Genomic DNA, 12,623 nt, shown 5'->3' on the forward strand with positions numbered 1-12,623 from the left:
AAGTAACAATGAAAAAGTTTTTAGAAGGCTTATTGATTTGGTTAGTAATTATTGTGCTTATTTCTGTTGCTTATATTCAGTTTAGTGGAAATATAGGTAAAAGTAAAACAACCATACCTTTTTCAGAATTTTTAACTAAACTAGAAGACAATGATATAGAAAACATTGTTATAAAAAACCAGAGCATTGAAGGCAAGTTTAGGGATGGATCAAACTTTAACTCAAGTGGTATTATATATAGTGACTTGATAAAGGGCTTGCATGATAAAAAAGTGAAGTTCTCCTTTTCGACTGGAGATTCTGCAATGAGCATAATTGGTAGATTACTTATCCAATGGATTCCAACATTTATCTTCATTGGCTTGTTGCTGTTCCTTTTAAAACAAACACAAACAGGAGGTAACAGAACTATAAGCTTTGGCAAATCAAAAGCTAGGCTTATGACTAGTGGAAAAAAAGTGACATTTGATGATGTTGCTGGGATTGATGAAGCAAAAGAAGAGTTAGTAGAAATCGTTGACTTTCTAAAACAGAGACAAAAATTTCAAGTATTAGGCGGGAAAATACCAAAAGGATGCCTTTTGATTGGCTCTCCTGGGACTGGTAAAACCCTGCTTGCTCGTGCAATTGCAGGTGAAGCTAATGTGCCGTTTTTTAGTATTTCTGGATCTGATTTTGTCGAAATGTTCGTTGGCGTTGGTGCAAGTCGTGTTCGTGATATGTTTGATCAAGGCAAGAAAAACGCTCCTTGTATAATTTTTATAGATGAAATAGATGCGGTGGGTAGGCATCGTGGTATTGGTCTTGGCGGTGGTAATGACGAGCGAGAGCAAACATTAAATCAGTTATTAGTTGAAATGGATGGCTTTGAGTCTAATGAAGGTGTGATAATAGTTGCTGCGACTAACCGTCCGGATGTTTTAGACCCAGCACTGCTTAGACCTGGTCGTTTTGACCGACAGATTACTATTTCTTTGCCCGATATAAATGGGCGTGAGAGGATATTAAATACACATATAAAGAAAATATCAATAGCACCAGATGTAAATGTGAAAACGGTTGCAAGAGGAACACCTGGTTTTTCGGGGGCTGACCTAGCAAATTTAGTGAATGAATCTGCACTCATTGCTGCGAGAAGAAATAAGAAGATTGTTACTATGGATGATTTTGAATATGCACGTGATAAAGTGATGATGGGTGTGGAAAGACGGTCTCTAATGATGACAGAGGAGGAAAAAAAACTTACTGCGTACCATGAAGCCGGTCATGCAATAGTTGCTGTTAACATGTCTGCCTCGGATCCAATACACAAGGCAACTATTATTCCAAGAGGTAGAGCTCTAGGCTTAGTTATGAGGTTGCCAGAAACAGATAGAGTATCCCATACAAGAGAAAAGATGATAGCAGATATAACTGTTGCCATGGGTGGAAGAGTAGCAGAAGAGCTAATTTTTGGTTATGATAAAATTACAAGCGGTGCATCTTCGGATATAAAACAAGCGTCTGATTTATCACGTGCTATGGTAACAAAATGGGGCATGAGTGACAAAATAGGACCGGTATATCACAATCGTGAACAAAATGTACATAGTTCTGACATAATTTCTGAGGACACTCTGAAACTTATAGATGAAGAAGTAAAACGAGTTGTATCTTCATGTTATGAAAAGGCAAAGGATATCTTAACTAAACGCTGCAAAGATCTGGAACTTATTGCTGAAAACCTGCTGGAGTTTGAGACTTTAACAGGAGATGAAATCAAAGATATACTAAGCGGAAAAAAGATTGTTAGAAATGACAACGAAAGCAAAGAAAAAGTAAGAAAATCCTCTCTCTAAATGTGCTCTCTACAGCATACCTTCCATTTTTTTACTCTTTTCCATATAGGTTATATTAAACAATTTTCAGTTAATTAATGTTAAACTAATACTAATTCTCAAAAGTAGAAAAACAAATTGCTTTGTTGCCTATAGCTGCAGCTTTGAGTAATCTTGCAAGTTCTTTATTTGTCTAGCTAATAATAAGATTAGCATAATTTATTTAATAGTGAAATGATAATAATTGATAAAAAACATTGTTAATAACAACTCTTGCTTTGTTGTTGTCACGACAGTCTGGTGCAAGTGAAACAAAAGGATTTTACCTGAGTGGCAGATATTATAGTCGATTTTTTGCCAGCATGGGTAAATTAAAACTAAGATCTGAAGATGCTAATTATAGAATTACAACAGATTTTTGGAATGATGGTAGAGATACACCAGAAGAATTGTATCACCTGGATAAACATAGCTGAACTATAGTCCACCTTTTGCTGCAAGTATGGCATTTAGCTACTTAATGCAACCACAAAACTGAATTAGAAGAAATATATTCTTCTAATAAAAGTGAGCAATATTGATCCTAGAACCGAAGGGGTGACTGTATATTGCATGAAAAAACTTCAAGAACCAGTAGGTGGTTTAAGAGCAGCTCTTTATTATGTTCCTATTGACTACAATCTAGTTGAAAGCAAATCTGTAATAGCAAACATTTATCGTCATTGGAAAAGTGATGATTTTTCTTTTTCTTCATTATGTTGGACTAGAATTGGTGCAACAAAGATGAAAATATTTAGAAAAGCATCAGTAGAGCTTGCATATCAATTAAAAGTGGGCATTGATTATTGCATAAACAAACATATAAATATATGTATCAGGTATAGATGTTTTAGTGCGGTTGTTAACAATTTAAAATTTGAAACAGCATTATTTGAAAAAGATAAAAAAGAAAAGGCAAATTAGGAAAAGTTTAAGTGTAGAGAATGACTTAAGTGTAGACAGATGGTTATTTTCTATAAACGGTGTTGAAGTTGGCCTTACTCTTCATTTTCTTAGCAAAACCGGCTTTGTTGCAGTGACTTTGCTGACAATTTCAACATGAACTTGATTGTTATCTTTAGCTTCAATTTCAGTTATAATACTACACCTATCAGGCTCATTTATAGCTATTTCTTGAAATCCTTTTCGAACCTTATTGTAAAAACTAATGTTCATCTCTTCATATTTGTTTTTATCCATTGCTCTGCTCAGCCCAATTTGAACATCAATATCTAGGATAAATGTGGTATCTGGGTATTTAATTTTTACTAACTTGTGTAGGTCTCGTATTAGCTCTAGGTCAACACCAAGTCCGTATCCTTGATATGCAATAGTTGAATCGATAAACCGGTCACAAATCACTATCTTTCCTTTTTTTAGAGCTGGCATTATTACTTTTTTAATATGCTCATATCTCATTGAGATGAGTAGCAAGAGTTCAGAGACGGGATCGATGCTGTCCTTAAGCAGTATCCCTCTTACCTTTTCTGCAAAGTCAGTGCCACCTGGTTCTCGAGTCAATACCATATTGTTTTCACCGTGAATTTGCTTAAAATAATTTGCAAGCAACTCAGACTGTATTGTTTTACCAGAGCCGTCTATTCCTTCAAAAGTTATGAACATAAGTTTTAATTGTAATACTAAAAAAGGAGATGCAAATATTATACACAGGAACTGTTTGACATTTAAGTAATAAGATCGTAAATTATAGATTGTAATATTCTCTAAGCTATGGTTACTCTGAATACTCCTAAGGTAGATTTTAACTTCACTGCAAAGAATTTCAATCTTCTGGGGGTGGATAACAAATACTATACATTAAGTGATTGTTGTGGAAAAAATGGTTTTATTGTAATGTTTATATGCAACCACTGTCCCTACGTTCAATCAATTATTAGTAACTTGATAAGTGATGTTGATTTGTTAAAAAAGGATTATCAGGTGAATACTATTGCAATAATGCCAAATGATGTAAATGAATACCCGGAAGATTCCTTTGAAAATATGATTAATTTTGCCAAGGAAAATAAGTTTACATTTCCATATCTGATTGACAGTAAACAGGAAGTAGCTAAAGAGTATGGTGCTGTTTGTACTCCTGACTTTTTTGGCTTTAATGCTAATTTAAATCTCTGCTATCGTGGACGTTTTAACGATGCAAAAAAAGAAAAAATCCAGAACTATGAGATAGGAAGTAGTAATTTATTTCAAGCTATGAAATTTATTGCAGAAACTGGTAATTCTCCCATTAACCAAAAATCAAGTATTGGTTGCTCAATTAAATGGTCTAATTCTACAGGTTAAATATCATGCACAGCGGTTCTCAGCATTTGTTTGATATTATAATTTTACTCTCCGCTGCTGTCTTTATAGTCATAGCATTTTGGAAAATGAATATCAGCCCAGTGCTTGGTTACTTTGTTGCAGGCGCATTGATTGGATCTCATGGTTTTAATCTAATACATTCAGCCAAGGCAATGGATAACTTTGCAGAATTCGGCGTAGTGTTTCTGTTGTTCATTATAGGTCTTGAATTGACGTTTGAACGCCTTATTGCCATGCGCATTCATGTATTTGGGTTCGGTTCTCTTCAAGTTATAGTCACTATGGTAGCAATATGGTGCATTGCTCTTGCTTTTGGAGTGAATACAAACATGGCAGCAGTTATTGGTGGCGGACTTGCATTATCCTCAACAGCAATAGTATTACAGGTTCTGCAGGAAAAAGGTTCTCAAGCAAGTCAAGTTGGTAGGTTATCAATAGCAGTGCTATTAATGCAAGATTTTGCAGTGGTACCGTTAATAGTATTAGTGCCTCTACTTACTGGTAACTCTGAAAATAGCCTGATAAGTTCATTAACAGGTTCATTATTACAAGCAGCTATTGCATTAGTAATGATATTTATAACTGGTAGGTTATTACTTAGGCCTTTATTTTCGATTATTGCTAGAATGGAAAGTAATGAGGTCTTTATATCAACTACGCTTTTAATAATATTAGGGGCAGCATTTATTACTGAGCAATTTCGTTTATCGATGGCGTTAGGGGCATTTGTTGCTGGATTATTAGTTGCGGAAACAGAGCATAGGCACTCAGTAGAACATGCAGTATTGCCGTTTAAAGATTTGCTACTCGGCTTATTTTTCATGACTGTTGGCATGTCTATCAATATAGATCTTTTGCTCAATAAGTTGCCACTAATTACTTTGTTGTCGATTATCCTGATAGTTTTAAAAACATCTATCATATATATGTTGTGTAGATTCTTTGGGTTTAAGCGCGCCCCTGCTATACAAGCTGGGTTGCTGCTTGCACAAGGGGGTGAGTTTGCATTTATTCTATTTCGTTTAGCAGATGAATTAAATGTGTTACCAAGCGAAATCGCTCAAGTGCTTATGATGGTGACTACGGTAACTATGGCTTTCACTCCTCTTTTGTCAGGACTTGGAGACTGGATAGTAAATTCATTTAGCACTGAAAAAGTAATACTAGATGATGAAGCTGTTGAGACAGATACACAAGATCTTTATAACCATGTAATAGTTGCTGGGTTTGGTAGGGTAGGATATATGGTAACAAAAATGCTTACTGCGGAGCATTTAAGTTACGTTGTTGTGGATATTCAATCAAAAATAGTTAAGGAAGGAAAGAGTGACAGCTTTCCTATATATCTTGGAGATGCTACAAGATATGAAATTTTAAAATCAGTAGGAATAGGAAGAGCCCAGGCTCTTGTGATCTCAATAAAGAACGAAGTTACTATAAAGAAGATTGTTTCTTTGGTTGCAACAAATTTTCCACATGTAAATATTATAATACGTTTACCGGATCTAAGTAATGCAGAGGTGTATAAAGATCTGGGAGCTAGCAAGATTATTCCTGAGACATCCGAGATGGGGTTGCAATTAGGTGGAGCAGCATTGAGCTTAAGTGGAATTAGTGAAAGTGGAGTTGCATCTTTAAAGAGTAAGTTTAGGAAAGGTAATTATAGTATGATAAAGGACATTAGCAGTGATATGGATGAATGACACTTCTTTAATTCTTCTCTGTTATCTCAGTTTATAACCAAGTGAGATCAGCTACTTAGATGGCATTTATTTTGTCTATAATAAGCTATACACATAATTAACCAAATCAAGGAAAGCGCAAACCAAGTTATCGCGTACTCCAGATGCTTCATTGGCTGTATAGCTAATTTTCCGCTGAAACCTTTCTGCCATAGTATACACTTCTCTAGCTCAATACCTAATTCGTTAGAGATTTCTTCTGTACTTAGAGTAAACCATGTATTCAAAGCAATATCATTCTTAATTAACCAACTTTTGCTTTTACTGCTATCACAGTATAAAACTCCATCAGCGACTACTTTTGCAATTTTTGCTTTTTTCTCTTCTTTTTCTCTGACTATTCCTTTGTTCACTAGCATATAACGTCCAGTAGTGAGTAGCATGGGAGACAGTGCATGATAGCCGCTCTGCCCTGCAAAGACATATAGTTCTATGTCACTTAGAATCCCGTCAATTTTGACATGCCTGTAGTTAAATTGTGCAAGGTCATTATTAGGCAATAAATGAACAACTGGAAGACTCATATTTTGGATAATATTATTCTTCCAGTTCAACCTAAACAACTGCCACAACCCTAATAAAAAAAGAAGTAAGCAAGGTATAATTAAAATAAATATTATTTTTTTTAACACTCTATATTTGTTTGCATTCTCAGGTAATTCTCAACACCTATAAGCTCAATGAGGTTAATCTGCTCTTCAATCCAATGGGAAGTGCTCTTCTTCATTTTCAATGGCTCTTCTAATAAGATTGCACTGACAAAATCCCTTTCCTTTTCAGCTACAGAGATTGCCTCCTTGTAATCTTTTATTCCTTCTCTTTCTAATTTTAAGTTATCTTCTAAGATTTTCCGTATTGTATCTTTTATGAATTTCCTATCATACTTTGAGATCTCATTTGTGTCTTGAAAGTTTAGTACACCTTTAAGCAATAAAATTCTTTCTGCCAGCTTATTTGCGTGCTCAAGTTCTTCATTAAGTTCGTTTTTCATCTTTTCTGCAAGTTTATTAATCCCATGATCTTTGAGAACTAAAGAATGCGGGAGATACTGGCGCACAGAAGAAGTCAACTCACCGGTTAGTAATTTGTTCAAATGCTTTACTATCTCCTTTATTGATAATCTTCTATAATTAATCTATCAGTATAATCTATATAATAATGAGGGTGATATCAATTCATTTGATGGCTCCTTTCACAACAATCGTATCAAATAGCATATCGTGATATGTCTGTTTTTCCTGAGAGAAGCAAGCAACCAAATACCAGCAGATAGTGAGTAGCAACATAATTACTCCCAGTATGATTAAAGCACTTACTAACTCGTTTTGTTCTTGGAAAAGCTCGATGAGGATAGCTATTACGTTGTTTAATAGATGAAGAAAAAATTGAGAAATGCTTCTATCGAATGCTAAACTCAAGTTTATTTTAGAACCGTCTAGGCTTATGGTATGTATGTTCATTAATTGCTGACCGGGAGTTGCCTGAGCTGCTGAAGATATAAAATATGTGAAGTAACTGCAATTTACACACATATATAATAGATCTAAAATTAATGGAAAATTCTTTAACAATATTATAATCAATAAGTTTGGAATTAATAAAACTGCCATATCTATTAAATATGCACAAAAGCGCCTTTTTATACTGGTAATCTCTATAACAGTGTTCATTATCTATCTTTCAAATACTTTATTATGAAATCTGTAAGTTTATCAAAATGTTGAAAACATAACAAATCTTCATAACCACTTATTGGTTGGCCATATATAATAGGTAAACAATTGGCGTTTTGTGCACACAGAATATCCGTGATGCTGTCGCCAACGAAAAACACGTTTTCTCTATCTATAGGCAATCTACTCTCTTCTAGTGCAAACAACAATGGGATTGCAGATGGTTTATCTTCTGCAGTATCGCATGAACCAACTACTCTTTTAAAGTAAGAATCTAGTTTAAAATAGGTAACTTCTTCACGTAAATTAATATTTTTTTTATTACTTACTATTGCTAGATAAATATTGTGGCTTTTTAACGTCTGCAACATTTTCTCTACTCCTTGATTTAGAGTAATGTTTTGCAATAGTGCATTATCTAAGTATTGTTGGTATATTTGATTTGCTTTTTTCCACTGATCGCCAAATAAATTGACCATATAGCTTTTTCTTGACTCATGGGAGTTTCTATCAGCAGCTTTATTACTATGCCCCATTGAGTCTAAAGTATGCTGGATGGCATTAAAAATATTGTCTTGGGTGTCAACTAAGGTGTTGTCCCAATCGAATACTACTGCTAATGGGCTGTTTTTCATTTCTACATTGTTACGTATTTTAAGTTAATAAGTAAATAACATTTTAATGAAAAAAATGTAAATATGATGCCCTTGGTGGTTTGAAAGAAACACTCTTTATTGCAAGTTGTGTTAACCATTTTGCATAATGGGCTATTATACTAGTTATTATATGTTTTATTAGTAGGTAGATATGGTTAAGGTTAAAAACACGTCTCAAAAGGGTATAGAAAAATTTTAAAGATATTTTAAAGTGTTCTCCAGGTCCTTTTTTCCAGAAGGAGCTTCATTAGAAGGTAAAGTAAAGACCATTGCTGAATTGAATCAGAAGCTTGAAAGTCGAAAGAGCCATTCAGCTGAAAAAGTACATCAAGGTTTTGAAAGGATTGTTGAGCTTGACCACCAGTGTAAAGGCAAGGGTATTTTCAGAAGTGGAAAAGTTGCATGACCAAAAAGTAACAGAGAATCTCCAAGACACTCCGAAGAAGGCCACAATAGAAGGTAAAGATTTTGAGCAAAGTAGACAAAAAGAGACTTCTGTGCAAACAGAGACACAGTCATCGGTAAATACGGGAGTTCGAACCTCACAAAAGCCTAAATCACAAGCTGTTAGTTTTTCAATAGGTAAAGGTTCTACAGAAAAGAAATCCAGCAATAAACCTAAGTCGAGTGAGAAGGGGATAGTGTGCCTCAGCCACAAGAAAATCAAAAAGAAGAAGGGTTTTTAGTCTTCTGAAGCGCTTTGTTAAGAGAGTATTAAAAAACACTTTTAGGCGAAGATGAAAGGAGTGTAGAGAATGCTCGTGGCATGAAAGAAGGTATTCAAAGAGATATGTCAAATAATGAAAGTGCAACAAAAGAGTATGGATCAGAGTTATTTCATAAGTATAAAAGGAAAGGAATTCAATTTAGGACCAGGAGAGGCTTTTTATTAATCAAGATAAAGCTCTTAACATTAATGTTGCATACAATAACCTTGAGATAAAATAAAACCTGCAGCAAAGTATAACCTCTCTTTAATATTGTCAATGTGGTCAACTTAAATATCAATAGTAAAAAATATAATGTCCGACCTGGTGAATCTTTAGTTACGGAAGTCCTGGTTTAAAAATTGATGTAGTAAATGGCTATCAGCGGAGCAAGCACTTCAATAAAATTTGAAGTCAAGATTAAAGCATAAGTAAAGGATTAGAGCAGGTAACAAAACTTGAGAATCCGGTGATAACTTCTATTAACACTCCTAAAGTAAACGAATTAGATACAAGCCATATAAAGATGGCTTACCTTTACAATTTAAAAAAGTACTTAATTATACAATAGATTTCTTGCATAATTTGAACTAAAGGCTTGACATTACGTTGCGTGCTCTTGAATTGCTTCAGCTACAAATATTTAAGAAATCCACCAAGTAAGAAAAAGACAAAAGAAGCCCTAGTTAATATCTATTTAAAAACACTAGCGTTTTTTTATGTTTTAAATACTTAATAATCGCGACTTAGTTGTTTTTTATTGCAACTAACCTTTAGTCATAAATGTTTTAGAAATTTACTAGGCAAAAAAAAGGCAAAAGATATATTGTGGTAGATAGTATTTACTCTCTAATCCTGCAAGTTAGCATATTATACTGTCCTAAACGCTTTATAAGCGAGTTTCAACTTATATAGGTAAAAAATTAGAAATATTGTGAAGACATAAGGTACATATAGTGCAAAAAATTAAACATAAGATGCTAACTATATAACACTTTATTATTTTAATCTGCACAGATTGAAGGTAACTTAACACCCCCAGTATCGGGATAAGGGGGCTAGCGAGGTTTGTCAGGTAGTTTTTTTAACGTGCTGCCGCAAGTTTGTTATGCAAGGAAATTCTATAGATTGGGTATCATAATAATTATAGCTGCATTAATTTTGGTGTATGTGACCTTGAAAGGTCATAGTTCAATACTTAAATCATTAGGGTAGCAGGTAAATGATGGAGCTCAAAATGCATAATGTAAAAGGAACTGAAAATTTAAAATTTGATGCTGAGGTAGGAAAAGTACTGAATATAGTAATTCATTCACTTTATACTAATAAAGATATTTTTCTGCGTGAGTTAGTATCAAATGCATCAGATGCATGCGATAAATTGCGCTATGAATCTCAACTAAACCCTAATTTGCTAGATTCAAGTGGTGAGTTAAAAATCACTATTAGCTCTAACAAAGATGAGAATGAGCTGTATGTAACCGATAATGGAATAGGGATGAGCAGACAGGATTTAATAGGTAATCTCGGTACAATTGCGAGCTCTGGTACGCAAAAGTTCTTGGATGCAATTAAGAATAGCAAAGATTCAAGCCAAGCTGTAGAACTGATCGGAAAATTTGGTGTCGGGTTTTACTCAAGCTTCATGGTTGCCTCAGAGGTGATAGTTGAATCTCGAAAGGCAGGGGAAGAGGAATCTTGGGTCTGGAGATCTACAGGAGATGGAGAATATTCAATCAGTAAGTTGGATAATCAAATCCCTTGTGGAACGAAAATTACCTTGGTTATGCGTCCTGAAGAGAATGAGTTTTTAGACAAATTTCGCATTGAAAACATTGTTACTACCTATTCGAATCACATAAATTTTCCTGTTGAATTTATAGATGAAGAAGGAAAAAGTGAAAAACTAAACAGCAAGGCTGCAATTTGGACTAAGCTAAAAAATGACGTTACTCAAGAGGAGCATAATGATTTTTTCCGTGGTGTTGCACATGTTGGCGGAGAGCCTTGGATGATATTGCATAATAAAAATGAAGGGGCGATAGAATATACAAATTTGCTTTATGTTCCCTCTATTAAACCCTTCGATTTGTTTCACCCAGATAGACGTTGCTCTGTAAAATTATATGTAAATAAGGTGTTTATTACTGAAGATAATGTACAAATCATACCACAATACTTACGTTTCTTGAAAGGTGTTGTCGATTCACCAGATTTGCCCCTTAATATCAGCAGAGAAACACTGCAGAATAATCGTGTTGTTGAGCAAATCAGAAAATCCCTCACTAAGCGTGTGATATCAGAGCTCGGTAAGAAGGCAAAAGAGAATTTAGAGGAATACACGAAATTCTGGACCAATTTTGGTGCGGTATTAAAAGAGGGTCTCTGTGAAGCTATGCCAACTGAGGAAAGAGAAGCGCTGCTCTCAATTTGCAGGTTCCATAGCACTGGTGATAAAAAATTAGTCAGCATTGACGACTATATAAGCAGAATGAAGCCTGAGCAGGGCCATATCTATTATCTAACTGGAAACAGCCTTGATTCAGTAAAAAATAGTCCACAACTTGAAGGATTTATCAGCAAAGGACTGGAGGTTCTTCTGTTTGTTGATCCAGTAGATGATTTCTGGACTAGTGTGATTCATGAATATAAAGGTCAAAAATTTAAGTCTGTGACTCGTGCTGATGTTGATCTGGAAAAATTCTCTCCGGAGGAAAAGGATAAAGAGAATAAATCAGATGAAGAAAGGGCTGAGGGAAATACGGATTCTATATTGCAGTATTTCACCAAAGTTCTTGGTAATGCAGTGAAAAGCGTGAAAATTTCTAAAAAATTGACTGATAGTCCTGTATGTCTAGCAGTTGATGAGGGTGCTATGGATCTTAGAATGGAGCGTTTTTTACGCGAACAAAATCAGCTAAATTACCGCACACCAAAGGTGCTTGAGGTCAACACTAAGCATTCTGTAATAAAAAGCATAATAAAATCTTACGCTGAGAACGGTGAAAACCCGACATTGGAAGATATGGTCCACCTATTGTTTTATCAAGCTTGCATAGTGGAGGGCGAAGAGATGGACGACGCAAGCCTGTTTGCTAAGAAGTTAAATAATTTGCTTGACAAAGTTATAATTTAGTGCTATTCTAAATTAGGCTAATTTATAGTGAGTGGTAAATATGACTGATCAAACAGATTCTCTGGATTCAAGCTGGGAGAAAGTAGGTATAAATCAAGGAACAGCTGAAATTAAAGAACATTACCATTACAAAGATTAACCTGATCAAGGTTCTAGTACAGCAATTACGTTAGAATTTCAACTAACACAATCTTTGCTCAGTAGAGTAAAGGTAAATAAGGATAATAAAAATGCAAATTCTGGCAAGCAAGCACGATTTGACTTGAACAGAATGAATTTTATGATTAATGGAAAAATAGTAGATAAAGAGTACATTATCAGATTATATGGTGAGAACAATTACTTAATTCCAAGTGGAAGCGAAGATTACCGCCTGTTTGCTAAGAGAGTTTTTACAGGAATGTTTGAATATGCTAAAGCAGAAGTTCCAAATAACCGTATACTGGAAAAATTAGTTATCAATTGCAATCAAGCGGGATATGAATTTGCAATATATGAATAAATTTAGCTTATACTTGCTCAATATTA

General features: G+C 34.5%; 13 protein-coding genes. 8 read left to right on the top strand and 5 right to left on the bottom strand.

Annotated features, from left to right (window positions below; all coding sequences use genetic code 11):
• Positions 1 to 8 precede the first annotated feature (8 nt).
• The 3 genes from ftsH to WBP_RS03190 all read left to right on the top strand — a co-directional run bounded on the left by ftsH (position 9) and on the right by WBP_RS03190 (position 2,780).
• Entirely contained in the window at positions 9 to 1,838 is a 1,830-nt protein-coding gene (ftsH, locus tag WBP_RS03180) for an ATP-dependent zinc metalloprotease FtsH (RefSeq protein WP_011256351.1), read from the top strand.
• A gap of 236 nt (positions 1,839 to 2,074) precedes the next feature.
• Positions 2,075 to 2,293, top strand: a complete 219-nt coding sequence (locus tag WBP_RS03185) for a hypothetical protein (RefSeq protein WP_167896042.1) — start codon at positions 2,075 to 2,077, stop codon at positions 2,291 to 2,293.
• Between the two features lie 136 nt (positions 2,294 to 2,429).
• A complete protein-coding gene (locus WBP_RS03190) occupies positions 2,430 to 2,780 on the top strand; it encodes a P44/Msp2 family outer membrane protein (RefSeq protein WP_167896043.1) in 351 nt (116 codons plus the stop codon).
• 81 nt (positions 2,781 to 2,861) lie between these two features.
• On the opposite strand, the gene tmk is transcribed toward WBP_RS03190, so the two are convergent.
• Positions 2,862 to 3,479 (bottom strand): dTMP kinase, encoded by a 618-nt coding sequence (tmk, locus tag WBP_RS03195; RefSeq protein WP_167896044.1) that lies wholly within the window; start codon positions 3,477 to 3,479, stop codon positions 2,862 to 2,864.
• 108 nt (positions 3,480 to 3,587) lie between these two features.
• On the opposite strand from tmk, the gene WBP_RS03200 reads away from it, so the two are divergent.
• The gene (locus WBP_RS03200; RefSeq protein ID WP_011256348.1) at positions 3,588 to 4,160 is read left to right on the top strand and encodes a thioredoxin family protein; all 573 of its coding nucleotides are present in this window, start codon (positions 3,588 to 3,590) and stop codon (positions 4,158 to 4,160) included.
• A 5-nt stretch (positions 4,161 to 4,165) separates the two neighbouring features.
• Positions 4,166 to 5,884 carry a cation:proton antiporter domain-containing protein gene (locus WBP_RS03205; RefSeq protein ID WP_011256347.1) on the top strand — a complete coding sequence of 573 codons (1,719 nt, stop codon included), beginning with the start codon at positions 4,166 to 4,168 and terminating at the stop codon, positions 5,882 to 5,884.
• A gap of 47 nt (positions 5,885 to 5,931) precedes the next feature.
• On the opposite strand, the gene WBP_RS03210 is transcribed toward WBP_RS03205, so the two are convergent.
• From WBP_RS03210 to WBP_RS03225, 4 genes are all read right to left on the bottom strand, one after another.
• Entirely contained in the window at positions 5,932 to 6,555 is a 624-nt protein-coding gene (locus tag WBP_RS03210; protein ID WP_041571384.1) for an SURF1 family protein, read from the bottom strand.
• Positions 6,549 to 7,016, bottom strand: a complete 468-nt coding sequence (locus WBP_RS03215) for a ferritin-like domain-containing protein (RefSeq protein ID WP_246165884.1) — start codon at positions 7,014 to 7,016, stop codon at positions 6,549 to 6,551. The genes WBP_RS03210 and WBP_RS03215 overlap by 7 nt, the downstream gene beginning before the upstream one ends.
• 82 nt (positions 7,017 to 7,098) lie before the next feature.
• The gene (locus tag WBP_RS03220) at positions 7,099 to 7,593 is read right to left on the bottom strand and encodes an RDD family protein (RefSeq protein ID WP_167896045.1); all 495 of its coding nucleotides are present in this window, start codon (positions 7,591 to 7,593) and stop codon (positions 7,099 to 7,101) included.
• A complete protein-coding gene (locus tag WBP_RS03225) occupies positions 7,593 to 8,231 on the bottom strand; it encodes an HAD family hydrolase (protein ID WP_167896046.1) in 639 nt (212 codons plus the stop codon). The genes WBP_RS03220 and WBP_RS03225 overlap by 1 nt, the downstream gene beginning before the upstream one ends.
• Before the next feature lie 311 nt (positions 8,232 to 8,542).
• Between WBP_RS03225 and WBP_RS03230 the strand changes: the two genes are divergently transcribed.
• The 3 genes from WBP_RS03230 (at position 8,543) to WBP_RS03240 (ending at position 12,597) form a co-directional block, all read left to right on the top strand.
• Positions 8,543 to 8,938, top strand: coding sequence for a hypothetical protein (locus WBP_RS03230; RefSeq protein ID WP_167896047.1), 396 nt, complete (start codon positions 8,543 to 8,545; stop codon positions 8,936 to 8,938).
• Positions 8,939 to 10,196: 1,258 nt separating this feature from the next.
• Positions 10,197 to 12,095 (top strand): molecular chaperone HtpG, encoded by a 1,899-nt coding sequence (gene htpG / locus WBP_RS03235; protein ID WP_167896048.1) that lies wholly within the window; start codon positions 10,197 to 10,199, stop codon positions 12,093 to 12,095.
• A 193-nt stretch (positions 12,096 to 12,288) separates the two neighbouring features.
• Positions 12,289 to 12,597 (top strand): hypothetical protein, encoded by a 309-nt coding sequence (locus WBP_RS03240; protein ID WP_167896049.1) that lies wholly within the window; start codon positions 12,289 to 12,291, stop codon positions 12,595 to 12,597.
• The last annotated feature ends 26 nt before the right edge of the window (positions 12,598 to 12,623 follow it).

The sequence above is a fragment of the Wolbachia endosymbiont of Brugia pahangi genome (assembly GCF_012030695.1).
Lineage (GTDB): Bacteria > Pseudomonadota > Alphaproteobacteria > Rickettsiales > Anaplasmataceae > Wolbachia.

Coding starts and splice junctions, on each gene's coding strand:
- WBP_RS03190 (WP_167896043.1), top strand. CDS start 2,430: ATGAAAAAACTTCAAGAACCAGTAGGTGGTTTAAGAGCAGCTCTTTAT.
- WBP_RS03220 (WP_167896045.1), bottom strand. CDS start 7,593: ATGAACACTGTTATAGAGATTACCAGTATAAAAAGGCGCTTTTGTGCA.
- WBP_RS03205 (WP_011256347.1), top strand. CDS start 4,166: ATGCACAGCGGTTCTCAGCATTTGTTTGATATTATAATTTTACTCTCC.
- WBP_RS03200 (WP_011256348.1), top strand. CDS start 3,588: ATGGTTACTCTGAATACTCCTAAGGTAGATTTTAACTTCACTGCAAAG.
- htpG (WP_167896048.1), top strand. CDS start 10,197: ATGCATAATGTAAAAGGAACTGAAAATTTAAAATTTGATGCTGAGGTA.
- WBP_RS03225 (WP_167896046.1), bottom strand. CDS start 8,231: ATGAAAAACAGCCCATTAGCAGTAGTATTCGATTGGGACAACACCTTA.
- tmk (WP_167896044.1), bottom strand. CDS start 3,479: ATGTTCATAACTTTTGAAGGAATAGACGGCTCTGGTAAAACAATACAG.
- ftsH (WP_011256351.1), top strand. CDS start 9: ATGAAAAAGTTTTTAGAAGGCTTATTGATTTGGTTAGTAATTATTGTG.